This is a genomic window from Butyrivibrio sp. AD3002 (assembly GCF_000420905.1).
GTDB lineage: Bacteria > Bacillota > Clostridia > Lachnospirales > Lachnospiraceae > Butyrivibrio.
The window spans coordinates 16,473-39,073 of record NZ_ATVV01000029.1 but is presented as its reverse complement, the minus strand read 5'-3'; the positions used below and the strand labels follow the sequence as shown (position 1 = coordinate 39,073).

Below are 22,601 nucleotides of genomic sequence, written 5' to 3'. Positions count from 1 at the left end.
CATGATATTCATTATAACCATTAGCAAAGAGATTGTACATGGATTATACTGAGGATGTCAGATGAAAACACAACACAAACAGGGAATAAAGAGATGATGAATACTGAAAAATTAAACCTGACACCCCAGTGGGATAAGACATTTGAGAAGAGCGATAAGATCCTTCACAGTAAAGTGACCTTCATAAACCGCTATGGCATAACACTTGCAGCAGATATGTATGAACCCAAGGATGCAGAAGGGAAATTTCCTGCACTTGCTGTATCAGGACCATTTGGAGCAGTAAAAGAGCAGTGCTCCGGGCTTTATGCACAGACTATGGCGGAGAGGGGATTTTTGACGATTGCCTTTGATCCTTCATATACCGGAGAGAGTGGCGGCGAGCCGAGATACATGGCATCTCCTGATATTAATACTGAGGATTTTATGGCGGCGGTTGATTTCCTGAGCCTGAATGAAAAAGTGGATTCGGAGCACATCGGTATCATTGGAATCTGCGGCTGGGGCGGAATGGCTCTTAACACTGCTGCATTAGACCCACGCATTAAAGTTACCGTGGTTTCAACAATGTATGATATGACCAGAGTAAATGCAAACGGATATTTTGATTCGGAAGACTCAGAAGAAGCTCGATATGAGAACAGGAAGACAATGGCTCTTCAGCGCCTGGAAGATTTAAAGAACGGTTCCTATAAACGTGCAGGAGGATGCCTGCCACTTCCTGTTCCGGAGGATGTTCCGTTCTTTGTGAAAGATTACAGCGAATACTATAAGGGCAGGGCATATCATGAAAGATCCCTTAACTCCAATGAAGGATGGAATGTGATCGGATGTGAGTCGTTTATGAATCAGCCTATCCTTAAGTATTCAAATGAGATCAGAAGCGCAGTGCTCATCATTCATGGAGAGAAGGCGCATTCCTGCTATTTCTCGAAGGATGCCTATGCAAATATGATAAAGGATAGCAAGTATACGGATAATAAGGAACTCATGATCATTCCGGATGCTGTTCATACTGATTTGTATGATAATCTTGATGTGATCCCATTTAACCATATCGAAGAGTTTGTAAGGAAATATGTATGAAGATAAGAATAGCATTTATACTGTTCGTTTTTGTATTTCTTATGCCGGGAGCAACGGCGTGTGGTACAGCTGATGCCTATAGCTATCCATATGAAATGGAGGTGAATGACATGAAGACTTTGCTGATGAAGATTGGAGATACAAGTGTAGATGTTGCCTGGGAAGAAAATGCTTCCGTGGAGGAGCTTAAGGGTCTTGCTGTATCAGGACTGACAATATCAATGTCGATGTACGGCGACTTTGAGCAGGTGGGATCTATCGGAAAGAGTATCACGAGAGATGATAAACAGACAACTACAACAGCGGGAGATATTGTTTTGTATTCCGGAAATCAGCTGGTAGTCTTTTACGGTTCCAATTCCTGGGCATATACAAGGCTCGGAAGGGTAAACTTGTCTGAAAATGAATTAAAAGAACTACTGAGCAACGGTGATGTTACGATCACACTCAGTGTTGAATAGGAGGAGATATGGCAAAGAAGGTTCTGATAATTGAAACAAGCCTTAGAACGGGAAGCAATTCGGATATCCTGGCTGAGAGCTTTGCAGAAGGCGCTAAGGATGCCGGAAATGATGTGGAGATTGTTTCGCTAAAGGACAAGAAGATTAGCTTCTGCACCGGCTGCTTTGCTTGCCAGAAGTTGGGAAAATGCGTTATCCCTGATGATGCCAATGTGATAACTGAAAAGATTCTAGAAGCAGAGGTTGTCGTATGGGCTACACCAATCTATTATTACGAGATGAGCGGGCAAATGAAGACAATGATCGACAGGGCTAATTCCCTGTATCCAAGGGATTACAAGTTCAGAGAGGTTTATCTGTTATCTACAGCGGCAGAGGATGAAGCTTATACAGATGAAAAAGCGGTCAGTGGTGTTAACGGCTGGACTGATTGCTTTGAAAAGGCTGAGTTTAAGGGAAAAGTTTTTGCCGGCGGCGTAAATGAGCGTGGTGAGATTGAAGGGCATAAGGCGTTGGATGAAGCTTATGCTATGGGAAAATCAATCTAAGCAGTTGCGCATAATTTGAGGCACAGGCAAAATACTACAGGGATGCCAGTGCGTGATATTTTCTCTACACAGTTTCCGCATATTTTTTTCTGTACTGAAGAGGCGTTATGCCTTCGAGTTTATTGAACATATTTATAAGGCCTCTGGAGTCTGAGAAGCCGCAGTCCATGGCAATCTCCAGAACTGACTTCTGAGTTTGTACCAGACTGTCCTTTGCAGCATTGACGCGCATTCGTGTCAGGAATTCTTTATAGGTTATTCCCATATTTGACTTGAAAAATCTGGAAAAATAGCTGGCGGAATAACCGAAAGTCTCGGCAACAGACATTTCATTTATGGCACCGTCATAGTTTTCTTCAGTATATGAAATGATTTTTCGCAGGATATCAGCGTTCTTTCTGCTCTTTTCGGGCATCTCAGTATCTTTCAGGCTCAGATCATCTTTGCAGATGAAATATAAAAGCTCATGAACAAGGCCTAAAAGACGCATGTTTTCATACTTGGTAAGCGGTTTGCCATCTGCATATTGTGCGAGATCCTTCATTATTTCGGCGGGTCTTTCTTCGCCGGGTTTAAAAACAGGAATAAAGTAAAGTTCGTCGAAGTTTGGGATGTAATTGCGAAGGAATGAGTCACTTATCTGAAGTACAGTCGTAAGTGTCGGGGGCAGTTTATCATAAGGTGTTGTCCTGTTTGAGATTACCTTATGGATACTACGAGTGTTGACGATGATAAACAGACCTTTTTTCAGGGGATGGGCGATTCCGTCTGTAAAATATTCGCCATCATCTGAATAAGAATAGACTATTTCGAGCTCGTTGTGCCAGTGGTCGAGGACATCGCTGACCGCAGAGAGATCTTTATTTGGGTATAAGTCCTTTTTATGAACATTTAGTATTTTGAAGGGCAGCTCTGTGTGGTAATGGACAACCTCGTAGGATATGTCCTTGCTTTGCATATCTGACATGATTTTTCCTTTTTATATATGTTTTAAATAATTAAAATCGCAATATTTGTCATTATAGTGTATTTTTGATTAATGTCAAGAAAACGTAATTTTTATGACAAGGAATGTAAAGAGTAACCTGCCATTTTTTTATATATTAAGATTCGTTGAACGGGATATGGTTTCCAAATATAAGATTGGAGGTTACAATGGAAGCAATAATTTATGAAGAACAACAACAGGAAAAACAGGGGCGTCTCTCATTCAGTGAGAAGTTCTCATATGGTATCGGAGATTGCGGAGCTAATGTAATAGTTGCTCTGGCCTCATCCTTTTTGACAGGTTATTATACAGACACAGTTGGAATCGCTGCTGCAGCCATCGGAACAATGATGCTCCTGTGCAGAGTGTTCGACGGTATAACAGATCTTATCATGGGTGCACTTGTTGATAAGACCAATACAAAATATGGTAAAGCAAGACCTTGGCTCTTGTGGACAGCACCGCTTATGGGAATATCGCTTTTCATGATATTCAATGTACCGGCATCGCTTGGTGCCAGCGGCAAACTGGTATATATCTACCTTACTTACATTTTCCAGAACTGCATTATTTATACAGCAAACAACCTGCCTTATAATGCACTTCTCAGCCGTATGACACTTGATGTACAGGACAGAGCTCAGACAGCATCTATCAGATTTGTAATGACTCAGGTTACATCACTTATTACAAACGTTATCACAGCTAACCTTATTGCAAGCATGGGCTGGAGATCAATCTCAGCTATATATGGAACAATCGCTTGCGTAATGTGCATTCTTTGCTTCCTTGGAGTCAGAGAGCATGTAGACGCAGGAGAGGACGGAAATGTTAAAGTAGAGCAGGTACCTTTTTCCAAGGCACTTCCTGCACTTTTAAAGAATAAATACTTCTTCATTCAGGCACTTATGTTCATGTTCTTATACATCAATGTAGTTGCAACAGGTTCAATGACATACTACTTCTGCAACAGCGTACTTGGTAACATCGCATTCCTTTCATGGACATCTGTTGCGGGAACAATACCGGCAATGATCGTAAACCTTGCAATGCCTAAACTCGTAGCTAAGTTTGGTAAGAGAAAACTTATGATAACAGGTGCTGTTATCATGGCTCTGGGTTCAGTACTCATCGGTGCTGCAGGATCAAATCTTCCTCTTGTAGTTGTCGGACTTATTGTTAAGGGATTTGGTACAGGCCCCATCATGTCAGGTATCTTTGCTACAACAGCTGACGTAGTTGACTATGGCGAATGGAAGACAGGCGTTCGTTCAGAAGGTCTTGTAAACAGCTGCACAAGCTTTGGTATGAAGGTTGGTATTGGTCTTGGTTCTGCTATCTGCACATGGATCATCGCTTTCGGTGGTTATGTTGGAACAGCAGAGGTTCAGACAGAGGCAGCTCTTGCATCTATCCGTTTCGGTTATGGATACTTCGGAGCAATCCTTTCACTTGTTGTTCTGGCACTGTGCATCATCATGAACATTGATAAGCACATCGGCCAGATCCAGAGAGATCTTGAAGCTAAGAGAGCAGTAGCAGAATATTAAGAGTAAAGAATTTAGAATTTTAGTATCATAAGAGGTAAAGAAATGTCAAAAGCAAGCGAATTTATTAGAACAAATTTTGCTAAAGGCGATGCCATAAGAGATGAAGGACTTGAAATTCCTTCCGATGTAAAAAGATATACTGATATCACATACGGTGATAAGGGTGAACATCCCGAGTGGCAGATGCTTGATGTATACAGACCGGCAGATGTTCCGGAAGATAAAAAACTCCCCGTGATTGTAGTTATTCACGGCGGTGGCTGGGTATATGGGGATAAGGAAGTTTACAAATACTATTCTGCATCTCTTTGCCAGAGAGGTTTCGCAGTAGTTTGTTATTCATATAGACTTGCACCGGAATACACATTCCCTTCAAGTCTGGAGGATACTTGCGCAGTTGCAAACTGGATTGTAGAGAACGAGGATAAATACGGATTTGATCTTAACAATGTTTTTGGTGTAGGCGATTCCGCAGGCGGTACGCTTATAGGCATAACAGCTGCTTTCCTTACAAATAAGGAATATTCGAAGAAATTCGACTTTACAGTATCCGATAAGTTTAATTTCAAGGGTATTGCATTTAACTGTGCAGCATTTGAGATTAAATCTGTAAGCGAAACAGATGAAAACATGGGAAATCTCATGGATGATCTTTTCGGTAAGAGGGTAACAGAGGAAGATCTTGATGTTATGAATGCGGGAAAATATATAACAAATGCGTATCCTCCGTCATTCCTTATGTCTGCAACAGGAGACTTCTTAAATAATGAGCTTCCCAAGATGGCAGCTGTTATGATAAATAATTCCGTGCCTTTTACCTGCAAGTACTATACGAGTCCCAATGGAGAACTTGGACATGTATTCCACTGCAATATGAGGCTTACGGAAGCAACACAGTGCAATGACGATGAGACAGCATTCTTCAGAAATCTGATGTAAGACTGCACTGTCAGCGCTATATATAATGAAAAAATAAGAGTTCTAAAACATCACAGTTTTAGAACTCTTATATTTTTTATAACGTATAATATTATCTTTCCAAAGTTAAATCGTCTGCGATATGATCCTGATCGTCTGTCCAGATTATTGAGCTGTCATCGACAATCTTGATACTGCCCGAACCGTCTGTGTATGCAATATCATCGGTATCAACTTCGCCGTTTTCATTCAAAACAAAATCATGCTTTTCGCAGTCACTGTAGGTAATTGTTTGTGTGCTTTCATTATATGTTCCGTGCATTACCCATTCGCTGTGCTCTGATGCGCTGCTTCCCCACCATACTTCAATGAGATAGGTGTCATCGCCCTGTCCGGTGATGCTGAGGTTGCCGCGTCCGGCATAATACTGGCCTTCAAATGATTGTACCTGGCCCTGGCTTTCACCTTCTTCGGGTTCTCCTACATAAGGTTCGTTTTCTGCGCTGTACATCTGCTCAGCGATTGCCTGGAGATCAAAGCCTTCAAGATCCTCTGCCTCTACTGAAAGTGAGTAAGCAATTCCGATCTCTATGTCGTACCAGGTGCAAAGATCTATCATCCAGCCATCTTCAATATGTCTGCTGAGCTTAGCCGGCATGTGGCCTTCACCCCAGTTTGCCAAGGTAATATCTTCTGTATTATCCCAGTCATAATAGATACCGGAAATATCCTCATTTTCGCCGACACCATACTGTGCCCTGGCTGTATAATCCATGCCCTCCATACGAAAATCGAGCTCTACCAGTGCTCCGGGAACTCCGTTTTCATTGCTGTTCGCATCCATAAGGCTCCACCCGTTTACAACTGCATCCTCCGGTGCCTTGAATAAGCGGGGACAAGCGGCATTTGCTTCTTCCTCGGTGCATTCTCTCCAGGGATTGGCGATCTCTGTATTTTCAGCACTTTCTGCGGTTTCTTCTGAAGCTTCTTCCTCTGCACTTGCCTCTTCTGAAGATGCTTCTTCTGCAGCGTCTTCCTGCTGCTCCGTAACAGCGGCTTCCTCTTTAGAAGTATCTGTATCCTTTGCGCCGCCGCATGCGACAAGTTCTAGTGCCAGTGTCGCCATCATAATAGAAGATATCAATCTGTTTTTCATATACTTTTTCTCCTCCTCACATGTTTTAATCATGTATTAATATAAGTAATCAATACATATATTACCAAATAATGTCCTACAAATGTCCCTCATTTCATGCCTTTACGTGGTATTTTTTGCAGAATGAAAAGTGCTGTGATAATTGTGTGATATTTCTCCTGATAAGATGTGTTACAGATAAAGAAAACAACGAAAACGACATAGAACAGCTAAATATCTCATACGGAGGAAATAGAAATGAAAAGGAATCTTGTAGAAATGGTATTGTCAGTAACATTTGGAACAGCAATGGCACTCTTTATACTTGCAGGATGTGGAAACGCAGATGCAGCTTTTGTTGGTATAGGTGGTGATGAGACTGCTACAGAAGATACAGTTGCAGTGACTGATTCAGAGGAAGATACAAAGGAAGTTATAGCAGTGAGCAGCACAGAGCTCGAGGCACCGTACTTCGAAAGAGGCGTGTATGTAAATTATGCAGAAGAAGCTGAGGATCCCGATCTTACATATTTCTATGTTTTTGATGATGAGGGAGCAGGTTATACAGCAGACGGAGAGCATGAAGGCATCGGATTACCCTTCTGCTGCGAGCAGGAAGGTGGTACCGTAAAGTTCTCCTTTGGTGGAATGGATGCAATGGGAGAAGAGATCTTCACAGTAGACGCTGTTGAGAACGGCGCAGTAAAAGGTCACTATGATGACGGCTTAGAGCTTGTATTTGTACCTCAGACAGATGTTGATCCTGAAAGCTTTGATGCAGAGAATTATGTAGGTAAGGCAATCGATAATGACTATGTTTATAATGATGCAAACGGCTGGAGCGTAAAGTATGATCCCGCTTCCTTCGAAGTAAATGGCGGCGGCCCTGTAACCACTTTCGTATACACCGGAGTCAGTGCCGGAACAAACATGATTACTGCTACTTACTCTGTGGAAAAGAATGCAAAAGAAACCGCTGACGACCTTGCTAAGACATGGGGCGCAGACGCAACAGTATCTGAAGGAAATTTCCCCGGCACAGACGATGTCACAGGCTATTGGGTAACGCTTCCTACTACAGAAGAGGGCTCAGGACTCTATATGACAGCAATTGTAAGAGATTACATGGGTGGAACACTTATGTTTGAATGCACCGAGCACAAGAGTGGCAATGAGTTTTTGGATATGGAAGTATCCGATGCACTGGCAAGCATAATCGACTCAATCAACTTCACAGCATAAAATAGTAATACTGATGTGCTGATAAAAACATGAGATTTTTATAAATCTAACTGAGGCTCTGATGAATGAATCATCGGAGCCTTCTTTTTGCCCCCAAAATCTCATTCATAAAATAATAACTGTAATTTTTAAATTTTTTTCAGGATTTTGTTGACTCTGCACTTGGTGAAGGGTGTATTTTTCGCATATCAGGAGGAAAAAGTCATGTTCATAAACAAAAGAAAGCAGCAGGAATTAATTAAAAAGCAGTTCGGAAGAAACCCTCTTCACGATTCTTATCACTATATGAGAAAGGATAGAATCAAACTAATTGCCAAGTACCATGACGAGGTGGGGGAAGGCACTGTTGATGATATTACCTGGAATGACCTTGAGATGGATGACGTTTTTTTCAGGATAAATCACACAAGATCCTACGTCGGGGAGCAGGTTTTGTACCACAGACTGCATTGTACTGATGCGGAGGAGGCTGAAGGCTTTGGGGATACGGTCAGTTTCTATGAAAACAACGAGACAGAAAGAGTAAAAGCGGAAGAGCTTCTAATGGGTCTCGGTAAAAGAAACGATTGTTATTATATGCCACAGCTTATACATATTTTGGCAGGTTATGAATTCAAATTTGCATGGGCATATCGCATCTTGCAGGCATTGTTATTTTTGTTTTTAATTTTGGGAATTGTACTGCATAGCAGTGAATTAATGCTGGCATTTTTAGGAGTTGCCGGCATAAATATGTTCATATATATGAGGGAAAAATCTCAGTCTGAGCATATGATGGATTGCTTGTACGGAATCTGCAGTCTTATCAATGTATGTGAAAAGCTTTTGAAGAGTAAATGTACTCCGGATTTCCCAGGAAATGAGGTCATAAGAGAGGATATTAGTAGGCTTCACTCTATCAGGAGGATGTCGGGATCGCTGATTTCAAAAAGAAAATATGCGACAGTGGATCCGCAGGGAGCACTGGCGATGTATATTATGGGAATTACTCTGTTTGACCTGGTCTCTTTTAATAAGATTGTGAGAACCATCAGAGGGAACGAGAAGGCAGTGATGGACCTCTATGCCTTCGCCGGAGCGGTAGATTCCGGGATATCGGTGGCATCCTTCAGGAAAAGTCTTCCGATACACTGTTATCCGAACTTTATAGATACCGGCACAATTATAGCAGATGATATTTATCATCCTCTTATAGAGAATGCCGTCCCCAATGACGTAATCTTACACAGCGGCTCCATGATAATGGGAGCAAATGCTTCGGGTAAGAGTACCTTTATGAAGGCACTTGCAGTCAATGCAATTCTTGCCCAGTCAATATTCACCTGCTGCGGTGCGAGAGCGGAGTTTCCCAAAAGCACCGTTATGACCTCAATGGCTGTTCGTGATGATGTTACCACCGGAGAAAGCTACTATGTAAGAGAAGTAAAATACCTTAAAAGAATGTTGGATGAATCGCAGAAGAAGGGATGCGTTCTGTATTTTATAGATGAAATCCTGAAAGGGACGAATAACAAAGAGCGACTTGCCGCATCAGAGGCCGTACTTCGCTATTTATGTAAAAAAAGCGGAATGGTTATCGTATCAACACATGACAGTGAGCTTGCAGAGAGACTTAGTGATGAATACGAGGGCTACCATTTTGACAGCAGGCTTACCGACAAAGGAATCCACTTCGATTACAGGATAAAATCAGGATTTGGCGAAGGCACTAATGCAATTGATCTGCTTTCATGCTATGATTTTCCGAAGGAAGTGGTGGAAACCGCCAGAAAAACATTAAAGGATCAGAATATTGCGTGAGGATCAGGTATGAAAATAAGTGAAGCTGCAAGCGCCGCTGGGCTTGATGTAAGCAGCGTCAGGTTTTATGAGAGAAAGGGGCTCATAAATCCTGAAAGGGGAGAAGACAGCAACTATCGGGACTATACACCCGAAGATATAGAAAGATTAAAAAAGATCGTTCTTTTCAGAAAAATAGATATGCCGGTGGAGGATATCAGGAAAATGCTCGATAATGAGCAGGATATCGGGGAACTCTTGGGATTACAGATGCAGAGACTCGAAGAGGACAGACTTAAAGTTGAAGGGTCAATACAACTGTGCAAAAAGATGCTCGAAGATGGCTACGAAGAGAGCGATACCGATAAATATATTTCATATGTTGCAGAGGCAGAGAGCCGGGGACAGAGATTCCCCGACATTCTGCCTGTTCTTGATGAGATCAGCCTGAATTCCGGATTTGAGTCTCTCGTTGGATATCCCATATTTTTCAATCTAATGAAAAATGCGCTCTGCAGGCGTCTTTTGGCGGTTGGAATTGTGATTATCATGGTGATATTTCCGCTAATCCAATTGATTTTAAATATCATTCGCCTGATTAATGGGCAGGGAAATCTGATGATGTCACTAATCTGGATTATCTATTCAATTATGCTGATATCTGCATTTGTTAATATTTTGCATAAGACAAAAATATTTTCTTAGAAAATTATGAAGACTTATCTGTGTTACACTCGTTATATGTAATGAGAGCAGGAAAAGCTGAAAGGAGGTGGGAAAAATAGAGGCGAATGAAAACTTAATACGTTGGATGAGTGAGTACAAGAACCTTGTTTTTTCCATCTGCCTTAGGATGACCGGCAATTACTTCACCGCGGAGGATATTGCACAGGAGACCTTCCTCTCGGCATATATGCACATGGATCAGTTCGATGGAAATAATGAAAAGGCTTGGCTCTGCAGAATTGCGGCAAACAAGTGCACTGATTACCTCAGAAGTTCAGCCGCAAAGACGCTTCCCACGGCAGAGGATGAGATGCCGGAGCCTGCAGAAGGCGCCGCGGTAATGGGGATGACAGCCAGCAACAATCCGGCGGATATATATGAAGCAGAAGATGTTATGAACAGCTTTTCAAAATGTTGTGAGGAGCTTCCGGAAGCCTACAGCGACATAGCGATGCAACATTTTATTGAAGGGCGTACAGCAAAAGAGATTGCGGAAGAAAAAGGCGACAATCTTAAGACTATACAGACAAGAATTTTCAGGGCAAAGGAAATGCTGAAAAAATCCTATAGAAAGGAGTGGCTGGAAGCATGAATGATGAATTTAAATATTTAAGCGACGATGAACTGCAAAAGCTCATTGATTCCACCGAAGAGTCAGGACTGCTTGAAGCTCCTATCAGTTTTGAAGCAGAGGTTCTAAAGAGAATCCAAGAGGCGGAGACAAAATCAACGGTCATTTCTTTTGAAGAGAGAAAGAAACAGTTTTCAAGGTTCCGATTTCAAGTTTGTCTGGCGATGGCTGCTGCAATTCTATTTTTGATCGTTTCACCGTTCCTTTCAGCGAACGACAACTATAATGCATGGAAGGCACAAGTTGCGGTTGGACAGACAGTTCCCAGAGAAACAACAACGTATGTCTCGGATTTTTTGGGAAATCACACGCTAAGTGAATCTATCGGAAGTAATCATTTTGAAATAGGAACTTTAAACAGTTCGACAGATAAGGAGAATTAATTATGAGAGCGCAGAAAAGAGGATTTTTTAATTTTATATTTGCATTTGTGCCCGGTGCGGCAGAGATGTATATGGGTTTCATGAAAATGGGAATCAGCCTTATGGGAGCTTTTTTCGGACTGATGGGGCTGATTGCATTTCTCGGGCTTAGCGATGCCTTCATGATGATACCGATTGTACTGTGGTTTTACAGCTTTTTCCATGCAAGAAATATGGCTACCTGCAGAATTGATGTATTTGCGGGACTGCAGGATGATTATTTCTGGAATGAATTCTTTGATGGAAAAGGAATAAACTTAAAATCCGAAACAGCGAAGAAAATATCCGCATGGGTACTGATAATTGCAGGCGTTTCCATAATCTGGAATATAGTTGTTGAGCCTATTTTAAGTGGTGTTGAAGCTCTGGCGAATATGACCGGGCTGAATTTCATATATGACGCTGTGGCCGGTTGTGTATATTCACTTCCCAGATTAATAATTGCAGTTGTTATTATTGTTTTGGGTTTAAGACTTATTCGTGGTAAAAAGAATACACTTTATGTGGATATGAAATCCACCATTGATACAGCTTTTTCTACAGTAGACAATCAGGAAAAAAGCGAGAAAAATGCCTGATTAAATTTGCTTCACCTATGGTTATATATATATTACGAGGAGTTCCTTTGCCGGCTCACTATCGGGGCGGCGAAGGGGCTCTTTTATTTTGTAAATCCGCTATAGAAATAGGCCTTCAAACTCTTGAAAGGACACCGTTTTGATTGATATAATTGCATAGTCTACTACTATAAGTAGTGGAAAAATAAAAAATACACACAATATACTTGAACAACTTGTTCCAATATTGTGTGGGGGAGATTTTAAAAATGATGACTTTAAAAGAATACGCCGAGAGCAGATCCGTGAGTTACGAGACTGTTCGCGTTCAGACCACCAGATATAAGGAAGAGCTTAAGGGACATATCAAGACCGAGGACAAACGCAAAGTTCTTGATGAGTTTGCCTGTGATTTTCTTGATCAGCACAGGCTAAAGAGAAATGTCGTTGTAAAATATGATAATAATGATATGAAGCAGGAGCTGGAGAAGGTTCGCGAGGAGAAAGAGCGCCTTAAGGATGCTATTATTTTGCTTCAGAAGGAGCTTCAGGATATGACGAAGCAGAATTCAACGCTGCTTGAGGACCGCGCACGTTCACAGGCTCTTTTACTGCTTGCGGATAAGGAGCACGATCAGCTTGAATCCATGCAGACTGAGCTTAAAAAGACGCAGGAAGTGCTGCTTTCCACCCAGAAAGACCTGACAGCTGTCACCAAGGATCTTGCAGCGGCTACAAAGGAGCTGGGAAGCTACAATAGGACAATATTCGGATTATATAAGAAAGCCTGACTTCTTGGGGGGAGATAAGATTTTATGAAAAAAAAGATAATGAGAATAATGATGATAGTTTCTTCATTATTATTGGCATTAGTTGTACTTTTGACAGTACAAATGATTTTCAGAGTCAGAACTATACTGATACAGAACGCAGAGAAATCAGGGAATCAGGTTGATGAATACTCCGATAAGGCGATGCGTGATCAGCTTTTGCAGCAGCTCAGTGCCACTACTCGTGGGTGTTCCTATATTGTTAATGATAATCTTGAAAATTTCGCAGGAACCGTAACCATCATGGCGGATGCCGCTACTGATATGTACTCTCATCCTGAAAGATACGGTTCATCTGTAGTTAAAATACCCGAAAAGTCAGATATCGGAAAAAGCATGGGGCAGTTTCTCTTTTCAGAGGAAGTTGACCCGAACAGTCCGAGCGTAAAAGAAGAGATTTCCCTTTTGGCTAATATGCAGGGAAGTCTTCTTGCCATGTACGGACAATTTCCAGAACTTGGAGCAACCAATATAGGTACGGAGACAGGTTTAATGCTGCTTGCAGGGCCGGTACTTCCTGAGAGATGGGATAAAGACGGCAATTATGCCAGCTTTGACCCCAGACAAAGGCCCTGGTACCTGGCGGCAAAAAATGCACGGAGAACCAGTTTTTCCGAGATAAAAGAGGACTATGATACCAAAAAGCTGGCAATAATGTGCGGTTCACCAATTTACAGAGACGGTGAATTTGTGGGAGTTGCCGGCGCAGGTATTTATCTTGAGGGAATAGAATCGGTAATGATGAATGCCCGTATAAGTGATCAGGGAAATTCCTGCATTATTGACGAACATGGGATGATCATCTTTTCCTCACAAGACGAAGGGGATCTCAAGACACAGACAATTCTTGGAGAAGGGAAAAAAGACAGCTCTCTCAAAAAGCTCTCAGAGAAGGCAATTTCCGGAGAGAGAGGTCTCGAACTATTGGAGATCAACGGAAAAAAATGCTATCTGGCGTATTCCCCCATTAAAGTTGTAGGATGGTCACTGATATCCATTGTTCCGGAAAGTACTGTCCTTGCACCCAAAGAAAGTCTTTTGAATTCTTTGAATAGCAATCGAATCATTGAACTTACGGAAGTGCAAAAGGTTCTCAGAACGGCGTTAACCACTGTTCTTGCCTTCATTGTTGTCATTGCACTAATAACGGTAGTTATTTCAAATATGCTCAGCAGACAGCTGGTGAAGCCTGTAGAGGAGCTTACGGCTAAGGTTCGGGCAATTGAAGGAGATCAGCTCGATTTCGAATGGACCGAGGACACTGGCGATGAGATACAGGAGCTGGCCACATCTTTTGGGTTTATGACTGAGAGGATGAAGAAATATATTGTCGATATTCAGGCGGCGACAGCTGAGAAGGAGAGAATAGGAGTAGAGCTTGCCCTTGCTACCGAGATTCAGGCAAGTATATTGCCCCATGATTTCCCGCCCTTCCCGGACCGAAGGGAATTCGATATTTATGCAATGATGGAACCTGCAAGGGAGGTCGGTGGTGATTTCTACGACTTTTTCCTGATAGATGATGACCATTTGGGATTGGTTATGGCAGATGTTTCCGGTAAAGGTATACCGGCCGCACTGTACATGATGATTTCCAAGGTAATTCTTCAGAGCTGCGCTATGCTTGGAAAATCGGCCGCGGAAGTTCTGAATAAGATGAACGAAGCCCTCACCAGCAACAATAAGACGGATATGTTTGTCACAGTCTGGTTCGGTATTCTGGAGATTTCTACCGGAATAATTTCCTGTGCAAATGCCGGGCACGAATATCCCGCCATTATGCGAAAGGACGGTAAATTCGAGCTTTTCAAGGATAAGCACGGATTTGTAATCGGTGGAATGGAAGGAATCAAATACAAAGAATATCAGATAGAAATCGGCCACGGAGATAAGCTGTTCCTGTACACTGACGGTGTGGCAGAGGCCACAGATATAAATAACAAGATGTATGGAACATCCCGCATGATAGAGGCACTTAACAAGGATCCGGACGTTTCTCCGCAGCAGATAGTTAAGACTGTAAGAGCCGATATAAGTGAATTTGTCGGAGAAGCAGAGCAGTTTGATGATCTGACCATGCTGTGTTTGGAGTTTAATTGATTTTATGATTATATATGAAAATACCGTGTCCGCACTTTTTATAAAACGAAATAACCGCTTCACGGCAGAAGTCCTGGTTGATGGACACAGGGAGACGGTACATGTTAAGAATACCGGTCGCCTCGGAGAGCTCCTCCTGGAAAATGCCGAGGTGACGCTTCAAAAATCCGATGATCCCGGAAGGAAGACGAAGTATGACCTGATTTCCGTCTACAGACCGGAGTTCGAGTGGATTAACGTCGACAGTCTTGTTCCGAACAAGCTCATGAAGCAGTACCTTGAGCCGCGATATGACTATGTGAAAGCTGAATATACTTACGGGAATTCCAGATTTGATTTTTATATGGAAAAAGATGGCGAGAAATACCTTACGGAAGTTAAGGGCTGTACACTTTCCTATGATCAAAAAAGCGGAGTGGGTTATTTCCCGGATGCGCCGACAGAGCGCGGAATCAAGCATCTTCAGGAGCTGGCAGAAGCGGTAAAGAAGGGATATCATTGCACAATAGCATTTGTTATTCAAATGAACGGCATATATACTGTGCTTCCAAACGACAAGACTCAGCCTGAATTTGAAAAAGCGCTGGAAGCCGCAAAAAAGGCAGGCGTGGAAGTCGTATGCCACAGCTGCCATGTTGAGGCAGATAGAATTAGTATTGTAAATTAAATATTTGCTATGAAAATACAACCCGTGCCTTTTGACACGGGTTGTTCTTTCTACTTCTTTTATTCCACTTCTGCGTTTGTTCTCTTAGCGACAGCCTTTGTAATTCTGCTCTTTGTCTTACCGGATACACCTTTTATTTTTATCTTTGAATCTTCCGGAAGCTTCTTAAATGCACCGGCGCCGATCTTAAGATGCTTATTGGCTTTAATCGTAATCTTCTTAAGGTTTGAGCATCCTTTAAATGCATTCTTGCCTATAGATCTGACATTTTTTCCGATAACAACCTTCTTAATCGTGTCGTTTCCTTTGCAGGCTTTAGCTGCAATCTTGGTTACCGGATAGGTGATTCCGTCAACAGTAACATTGTTGAGGGAAGCCTTCTTTCTCTTGCCGATCTTATCGACTGTAGCATTTCCATCGCTTCCGATGGTGTAAGTGATATCATCCACTGTAACCGTAAACTCAGAGGGCTGAGCAGGCTCTGAATTCACCTGAGCGGAGGAAGTCTGACCTGAGCCGTTATCCTCGGGTGCAGTCTGGGTTGCCGGATCTTCGGGAGTAGCCTGATTTGCGGGATCCTCAGAAGGAGCGGGCTGATTTGTATTAGGAGCAACGAAATCCTCAGGCTTAGTATTTGTCAATGTGTAGAACTCAGCGCCGTCAGGATCCTGCGTTCTTACTACGATATCATCAGCTTTGAGCTTATTGTTTATATAAAACTCATTTATTTTTGTGCCGGAAGGATAGTTGTTGCCTTCATTGTAAAGCACTACAAAATCCTCTTTGGATAGATTCTTACAGGACAACACGGTTCCTTTTTCAGCATATGTGCAGGTATTGCCCGAAAACTTGTAGAAAAGGCTTGCGGAATTATAAATGCCTGCGTTTATTTTGTTTTTGATGGTGTTATTACAAAATGAAACCCTACATGCCTCTGTCTGAGTTAAGCTTGTAAGATAATCGTTGGTATTTATAACACATGACGATATATTTACGGTGTTCTTTTTGCCCTTTTTCATGGAGAGAACACCTGTCGTAAAGGGCATTTCGAGTGTGCAATCCGATACGTTATAGGTTTTGAGCGAAGTCTCCGGAACATCCAGGAAGGTTCTGTATACTGTACCGTTTTTGCTGTTAGTGATGCAGTTCTTAACTGTCACATTTGCGGGATATTCACCCGTAGTCTCCTCTGAATCGGGGCCTGTGAAGAAAATGCTGGAATTTCTTTTTGTGTCAGTTACTCCGGAGTCGAGATCGAAAGTAATTCCGTCAAAAACAACTTCCGTTTCACCTGCAAGTCGCATAACCTTGCAAACTCTGACGCAGGCTGCTGACAGATTAAATGTGCAGTTCTTTATGCTGGTGTCCTTAAAGGAACCATTAAACAATGTAAAAATGTTGTGGCAGTCATGGGTATGGTTTTTGAAATTACAATTATATACACTGACATTTCTGTAATTTCCGCGCCAAAAAGCCAGTATTTCATCAGTGAGCGTAGTTTCAAAATCGCAGTCGTGCACACTTAAATTCTCAAGAGTTGAATCCAGCGTATTTTCTTTACCACAGAACCACAGACAACCGCCGACCAAAGTATCTGTTATGTTACCCTCATAGCCCATGCCGGTAAGGTTTCGGAAAGAGCAGTTGCTTACTTCAACGTTATTCAGCTTTCTGCTGTGCTTGAACCACACCAGATCCACTTGCATGAATCCCCCGTTTTTCTTGGCGGGAGCGGCATAGAAATTGCAGTTTGTGATCTTACATCCATCAATTTCGGAAAGGCTGAGAATGACTACCTGTTTATCTTTGAGCGGATGATCTTTGGTGGTTTCCATGTAAAAATTGATGTCCGAAAATGTAAGAGAAAAGGTCGGACTAGTCTCACCCGGAACAGTGTACATTATCCTGTTGGACCCGGATCTATAGGATTTGCTGACACTCAAAGTGGTATTCCCTGTTCCTTTGTAATTCAAGGATTTCAAGTATATAGTTTTATCAAGAGTATAAACGCCGTCGTTGAACTGGATGGTCGAAACCACGCCGCTGGCAACCGATGATGTAATAAGTAAGTTCAGACGCTCCGATATGTCGGTAGTCGGGAAAATTCCCACCTGCGCCACATTGATCGTATCGGTCAATATGAGCTGTGCATATTTTTTGTTCTTCATTTTTGTATAAAAAATGTTTTTATCCGGAGCGCTATCTGTTATCTGATATGATGCAGCACCGCCATCTCCTGCGGAAGCGTAGCCTTTGACGCTTACAACTGTTCCCACGGGAATATCAGCTGCAAGAAGGTCATTTAAGCTGTCATACTCTGATGAAAAAGCACTGCCAAGTGCGGTTAACTCCTCGGTTTCCACAGGAAGCAGCATTTCAATCCCTGCTTCAGGGTCTTCAGCCGAACCCCCGGTATCATCCGGTATGGAATCAGCATTTTCTTCGATACGTGTTTCACCTGATTCGGATTCGGATGGATTATCGGCACCGGGATTTGGTTCCTCTGATGATTCCTGCTGTGTTTCTTCCGCATTTCCGGCACTGACTTCATCTTCAGCACTAAAAGTCGCTTCAGGCGAGAGTTCTTCTCCGGTTAGGAGTTCTGATTCTGCTCTGGAAGTAATTCCTGCGAATGCATTAAAAAATAGACACAGTATGACTGTGATGACCAAAAGATGCTTTTTTCTTTTCATATTATAGTTCCCCTGTAATAATTTTTCATACCTCGGATGAGATTATAACACATGTTTTTAAAAAAACTCAAAAAATATGCAACTTTTCAACCCTTTCAGCTGTATTATATTTAGACGGGGCCATTAAATAGGATAATAGCCCCAAAGTGAACTTGGAGGAGTTGTCATGGAAAATAAGCCGTTTTCATTATTTAATAAGCATTCAATATGGATAACACTGATTGCACCCGTGCTGATAGGAGTAGTTTTTGCGAGGAGAGGTGGAATACTGTTAGGGCCGATTTTCATATTCCCTGTATTTTTGGTTATTGATGAATTTATCTGCTTTATTATTTCAATTAATAAAGTGAAAATTATTGCTTCCAGGGTATTTGACGCCTTTGTTCTCATCATTGGGCCAACTTACGAGTGGCTCTATATAGGGGAGATAAAAAATGCAACCTGGTATGATTGGCCGGAGCAACTTTACAACGCTCAGCGTCATACACCTATTTATACAGGCGCAGTAGCAACCGTTATGATTATTTTTCTTCTTGCAATTTTGGGCTATATTATCCTTCAATATACGCCTCTTAACGAATTACCGCCCCTTGTTGCGGCATTGTCAATGGCTGCCATGTACCTTGGTATAATTCAGCTTATCATCCTGACTGTGCAGGTATTCGGTGTTGGTGACGAGATGGATGTGTATCTCTTTCCGCTTCCTGCCTGCTGTATACTTATCACAGCCCGCACGATAGTTGAGAAGATTTATGAATGGAATGACAACCGTTTCGATACAAGTAAATTGGAGCAAAATCCTGCTTTGAAAACTTCTGATACTATCCTGAAGAATGTTATCTTATGGCCGTTTTTCGCAATTTTCCTTATGATTCCGCTCCTCGGAATCCTGATAGCGATACTGTATTTATTCGGCCAGGCGCCGGATTCCGTAATTAAAGCCTGGACAGAGACCAGTCAGTGGAATCTTTCAACGAAAATATCGCCGCAGAACATCTATTATGACGAACATTATCTGTGTACTGTAGCTGCCGGCGGCCACCGCAGGGTTGTAAAGCCTATCCGAAAGGGCATCCGCCACGGACATGAAGTTACGGTAAACAGACAGCTTTGCATAGCTAATGCCTTCGAGCAGATCCTGGAGGAAAAGACTCCGCACCTTCACAGGGCTGTCCGTGCTTTTTACGATAAATACGGATTCCCGGTTGCAAGGCTTATTAAGAGCAGATGGATTGCAGACGCCGTTTACTTTATCATGAAACCCTTGGAGTGGTTTTTCCTTATAGTAATATACATGGTTGATGTCCATCCGGAGAACAGGATAGCAGTGCAGTATATGGGGGATAAAACGCCTTTAAAACAGGCATAAAAATATGTGTTGCAATCCGTCTGGCAAGCTGATATATTACAGTTGCACTGTATTCGGAATGATCCGAAACGGTAGCTTTTTTGTCAAAAGGAGAATTAAATATGGAAAACACAAGGACACTTGGCCGTAAGACCGCAGAGGAGTCATTCGGACTGAGTCACGCAACACGTTACATGGTGGAGACTGCCCTTATGATCGCAGTTGTTCTTATTATGGGCAACACATTTTTAGGGACAATTCCTACACCGCTTCTTAAGATTTCTATTGTTACCGTTCCCGTTGCACTGGCAACAATGCTTATCGGACCTGCTGCAGGCATGATCTGCGGTCTTGCTTTCGGTATTAACAGCTTTGTTGGCGCACTCACAGGTGCAAGCGGAATGCTCTCAACACTTTTTACTATTAATCCCTTCGGTGTATTTTTCACAGCTATAGTAGCAAGATTTCTTGATGCAGCTGTTGTAAGCGGCATTTACAAGCTTATCCACAGAGGAAAACTCACAAACGCATCATATTATATTACAGGCGCATTTATGCCCTTATTCAACACAGTATTTTTCATGACATCACTCTGCCTGTTCTTCTACAACACAGACTATGTACAGGGTCTTGTAAGTAACTACAATGCAACCAATCCTTTCGCATTTGTAATTGCAATGGTTGGTGTTCAGGCAACAGTGGAAGCATGCATTGGCTGCATCCTTGCAGGTACTGTAGGAATGGTGCTCTCAAAGGTTCTTCACAGAGCATAAGCACATAAATAGCAGGTGTAATTATTATGAGCAGGATTTTGACTGTTGATATAGGTAATTCAAGCATAGTTGCCGGAGTTTTGAATAATGGCGAGCCGGAATTCACCGGAAGAATCGCGACTATGAGAGACTATGGCAAAAAAGAGATAACGAAGGCTCTTGGCGGCCTTTTACAGGATTATCTTGACCAAATAGAAGCAGAGTATGAGGAAGCTCCCTTCAGGGGGGCGATTCTCTCTTCGGTGGTGCCCGAGATAAACGAAGTTACTCTTTATGCAATGGAGGAGATAACCGGAACGAAGCCGCTTCTTATGAGTGACAAACTCATAACCGGAATAGATATCTCGAATTACAGCAAGGGTAAAATCGGTGCAGACAGAATCGTGGATTTATCCGCAGCAAAGTCGATGTTTAAGGACAAACCGGTCATGGTCTGCGACCTTGGAACCTGCTCCACAATCACCGTAGCAGATGAAAATGGAAAACTTATCGGCGGAATGATAGCTCCCGGAGTGCAGCTGTCACTAGATGCAGAGGCTATGCGGACTGCACAGCTTCCACAGCTGTCTGCGGGAGAAGTGACCGAGATTCTGGGAACAGACACCGCCTCAAACATGATGAGCGGAGCTGTAGCCGGAGCCGGAATGATGATTTCGGGCGCAGCAGAGCGAATCAGCGCCGATTACAAACTGGATAATATGGCACTTGTAATCACGGGAGGCCTTGGAAGCCTTGTTATTCCCTGGATAAATCGGGAAGTCTGCTATGAAAAGGACCTTCTTTTACGGGGACTTAATGCCATATTTGAACTTAATGCAAGCAGTTATGAAAGTGAAGTAGATCATGCTATCAGGAAAAAATATTCTATTAGGAGTTACAGGGGGGATCGCGGCTTACAAGTCGGCTGATCTGGCATCAAAGCTCATAAAGCAGCACGCAAACGTGGATGTTGTAATGACCAAAAACGCCACGGAATTTATTGCGCCGCTTACTTTTGAAGCTTTGACACACAACAGATGCGTCACGGACACCTTTGACAGGAATCATCCGTGGGAGGTGGAACATATCGCCCTGGCAGACAAGGCAGATATTCTTGTTATCGCGCCCGCTACAGCAAACTGCATAGCAAAGCTTGCTGCCGGAATAGCAGACGATATGCTCACAACCACAGCCCTTGCCTGCACCTGTAAGAAAATAATAGCACCTGCTATGAATACACATATGTACGAAAATCCTGTGACACAGCGCAATCTTCAAACTCTTAAGGACTTCGGATATATTATTGTAGAACCCGACGAGGGTTACCTTGCCTGCGGCACTGTGGGAAAAGGAAGAATGGAAGAGCCTGCAAATATTGTGGATGCCATCATTTATGAAATTGCAGCGCCTAAGGATATGGAAGGAATCAAGGTCCTTGTGACTGCAGGCCCCACAAGAGAAGCAATAGATCCCGTCAGATATATAACCAATCATTCAACAGGCAAGATGGGAATTGCTCTTGCAAAGGCTGCGGCAGGCAGAGGCGCCGATGTCACACTTGTTCTGGGACCTACGGATATTCAGGTTCCGGCCTATGTAAATGTGGTTCCGATAACTTCAGCTAAGGATATGTTTGACGAAGTAACTTCCAGGGCAAAGGAACAGGATATCATTATAAAAGCGGCTGCAGTTGCGGACTACACACCCGAAACGGTAGCAGATAACAAGATTAAGAAAAAAGATAATGACAGTGATCTCTCCATACCGCTTAAAAGAACGGAAGATATCTTAAAATGGCTCGGAGAGCACAAAGGTGAGCGTCAGATTCTATGTGGCTTTTCAATGGAAACCGAGAATATGCTCGAGAATTCCAGGAAAAAGCTTGCAAAAAAGAATCTCGACATGATCTGTGCAAATAATCTCAAGGTTGCCGGCGCAGGCTTTGGCGTTGATACCAACGTTATTACGCTTATCACCAAGGACAGCGAGACAGAGCTTCCTCTTATGAGCAAGGATAGCGCAGCAAACTGTATTCTTGATGAACTTACAAAAATGCGATAAAAAGGCGCATAACAATTAGTAAAGTCAATATCGTGTAAAACAAGCCAATATCAGTGCATATGTGAGGCTTGTTTTTTATGTGTTATTTTATGTAAAAAACAAGTTGA

21 protein-coding genes are annotated in these 22,601 nt (G+C 42.5%); 18 read left to right on the top strand and 3 right to left on the bottom strand.

Going from position 1 to position 22,601, the window contains the following annotated elements:
• Window positions 1-93 precede the first annotated feature (93 nt).
• The 3 genes from G596_RS0116740 to G596_RS0116730 are packed head-to-tail and all read left to right on the top strand — an operon-like array spanning window position 94 to window position 2,095.
• On the top strand, window positions 94-1,086 hold the full coding sequence (locus tag G596_RS0116740; RefSeq protein ID WP_026671400.1) for an alpha/beta hydrolase: 993 nt from the start codon (window positions 94-96) through the stop codon (window positions 1,084-1,086).
• Window positions 1,083-1,547 carry a cyclophilin-like fold protein gene (locus G596_RS0116735; protein ID WP_022762972.1) on the top strand — a complete coding sequence of 155 codons (465 nt, stop codon included), beginning with the start codon at window positions 1,083-1,085 and terminating at the stop codon, window positions 1,545-1,547. The genes G596_RS0116740 and G596_RS0116735 overlap by 4 nt, the downstream gene beginning before the upstream one ends.
• Before the next feature lie 8 nt (window positions 1,548-1,555).
• Entirely contained in the window at window positions 1,556-2,095 is a 540-nt protein-coding gene (locus G596_RS0116730) for a flavodoxin family protein (protein ID WP_022762971.1), read from the top strand.
• 64 nt (window positions 2,096-2,159) lie between these two features.
• Here the strand turns inward: G596_RS0116730 and G596_RS0116725 are convergent, their stop codons facing one another.
• Window positions 2,160-3,062 carry a helix-turn-helix transcriptional regulator gene (locus G596_RS0116725; RefSeq protein ID WP_022762970.1) on the bottom strand — a complete coding sequence of 301 codons (903 nt, stop codon included), beginning with the start codon at window positions 3,060-3,062 and terminating at the stop codon, window positions 2,160-2,162.
• Window positions 3,063-3,250: 188 nt separating this feature from the next.
• Between G596_RS0116725 and G596_RS0116720 the strand changes: the two genes are divergently transcribed.
• Entirely contained in the window at window positions 3,251-4,633 is a 1,383-nt protein-coding gene (locus tag G596_RS0116720; RefSeq protein WP_022762969.1) for an MFS transporter, read from the top strand.
• 42 nt (window positions 4,634-4,675) lie between these two features.
• Window positions 4,676-5,572, top strand: coding sequence for an alpha/beta hydrolase (locus G596_RS0116715; protein WP_022762968.1), 897 nt, complete (start codon window positions 4,676-4,678; stop codon window positions 5,570-5,572).
• Window positions 5,573-5,663: 91 nt separating this feature from the next.
• On the opposite strand, the gene G596_RS0116710 is transcribed toward G596_RS0116715, so the two are convergent.
• Window positions 5,664-6,707 carry a hypothetical protein gene (locus tag G596_RS0116710; protein WP_022762967.1) on the bottom strand — a complete coding sequence of 348 codons (1,044 nt, stop codon included), beginning with the start codon at window positions 6,705-6,707 and terminating at the stop codon, window positions 5,664-5,666.
• Between the two features lie 237 nt (window positions 6,708-6,944).
• Between G596_RS0116710 and G596_RS0116705 the strand changes: the two genes are divergently transcribed.
• The 9 genes from G596_RS0116705 (at window position 6,945) to sfsA (ending at window position 15,640) form a co-directional block, all read left to right on the top strand.
• Complete coding sequence (locus G596_RS0116705; protein ID WP_022762966.1) at window positions 6,945-7,928, top strand: hypothetical protein; 984 nt, start codon at window positions 6,945-6,947, stop codon at window positions 7,926-7,928.
• Window positions 7,929-8,132: 204 nt separating this feature from the next.
• Complete coding sequence (locus G596_RS0116700) at window positions 8,133-9,728, top strand: MutS-related protein (RefSeq protein WP_022762965.1); 1,596 nt, start codon at window positions 8,133-8,135, stop codon at window positions 9,726-9,728.
• Window positions 9,729-9,737: 9 nt separating this feature from the next.
• Entirely contained in the window at window positions 9,738-10,412 is a 675-nt protein-coding gene (locus G596_RS0116695; protein ID WP_022762964.1) for a MerR family transcriptional regulator, read from the top strand.
• A 106-nt stretch (window positions 10,413-10,518) separates the two neighbouring features.
• Window positions 10,519-11,025: an RNA polymerase sigma factor gene (locus G596_RS22670; protein ID WP_044928955.1), complete on the top strand. Its 507-nt coding sequence runs from the start codon at window positions 10,519-10,521 to the stop codon at window positions 11,023-11,025.
• Complete coding sequence (locus G596_RS0116685; protein ID WP_022762962.1) at window positions 11,022-11,447, top strand: hypothetical protein; 426 nt, start codon at window positions 11,022-11,024, stop codon at window positions 11,445-11,447. Before G596_RS22670 ends, G596_RS0116685 begins: the two co-directional genes overlap by 4 nt.
• A 2-nt stretch (window positions 11,448-11,449) precedes the next feature.
• Window positions 11,450-12,064 (top strand): hypothetical protein, encoded by a 615-nt coding sequence (locus G596_RS0116680; RefSeq protein ID WP_022762961.1) that lies wholly within the window; start codon window positions 11,450-11,452, stop codon window positions 12,062-12,064.
• A 248-nt stretch (window positions 12,065-12,312) separates the two neighbouring features.
• Window positions 12,313-12,834, top strand: coding sequence for a hypothetical protein (locus tag G596_RS0116675; RefSeq protein ID WP_022762960.1), 522 nt, complete (start codon window positions 12,313-12,315; stop codon window positions 12,832-12,834).
• A gap of 24 nt (window positions 12,835-12,858) precedes the next feature.
• Window positions 12,859-14,973 (top strand): SpoIIE family protein phosphatase, encoded by a 2,115-nt coding sequence (locus G596_RS24095; protein ID WP_022762959.1) that lies wholly within the window; start codon window positions 12,859-12,861, stop codon window positions 14,971-14,973.
• Window positions 14,974-14,977: 4 nt separating this feature from the next.
• Window positions 14,978-15,640, top strand: a complete 663-nt coding sequence (sfsA, locus tag G596_RS0116665; RefSeq protein ID WP_022762958.1) for a DNA/RNA nuclease SfsA — start codon at window positions 14,978-14,980, stop codon at window positions 15,638-15,640.
• 59 nt (window positions 15,641-15,699) lie between these two features.
• Here sfsA and G596_RS25650 read toward each other — a convergent pair whose 3' ends face one another.
• Entirely contained in the window at window positions 15,700-18,333 is a 2,634-nt protein-coding gene (locus G596_RS25650; protein WP_022762957.1) for a leucine-rich repeat protein, read from the bottom strand.
• 166 nt (window positions 18,334-18,499) lie between these two features.
• Here G596_RS25650 and G596_RS0116655 point away from each other — a divergent pair, with 166 nt between their 5' ends.
• From G596_RS0116655 to coaBC, 4 genes are all read left to right on the top strand, one after another.
• Complete coding sequence (locus G596_RS0116655; protein WP_022762956.1) at window positions 18,500-19,702, top strand: DUF6688 domain-containing protein; 1,203 nt, start codon at window positions 18,500-18,502, stop codon at window positions 19,700-19,702.
• Between the two features lie 101 nt (window positions 19,703-19,803).
• On the top strand, window positions 19,804-20,454 hold the full coding sequence (locus G596_RS0116650; RefSeq protein ID WP_022762955.1) for an ECF transporter S component: 651 nt from the start codon (window positions 19,804-19,806) through the stop codon (window positions 20,452-20,454).
• A 26-nt stretch (window positions 20,455-20,480) separates the two neighbouring features.
• Window positions 20,481-21,362 (top strand): type III pantothenate kinase, encoded by an 882-nt coding sequence (locus G596_RS0116645; protein ID WP_022762954.1) that lies wholly within the window; start codon window positions 20,481-20,483, stop codon window positions 21,360-21,362.
• Window positions 21,298-22,494, top strand: a complete 1,197-nt coding sequence (gene coaBC / locus G596_RS0116640) for a bifunctional phosphopantothenoylcysteine decarboxylase/phosphopantothenate--cysteine ligase CoaBC (RefSeq protein ID WP_022762953.1) — start codon at window positions 21,298-21,300, stop codon at window positions 22,492-22,494. Before G596_RS0116645 ends, coaBC begins: the two co-directional genes overlap by 65 nt.
• The last annotated feature ends 107 nt before the right edge of the window (window positions 22,495-22,601 follow it).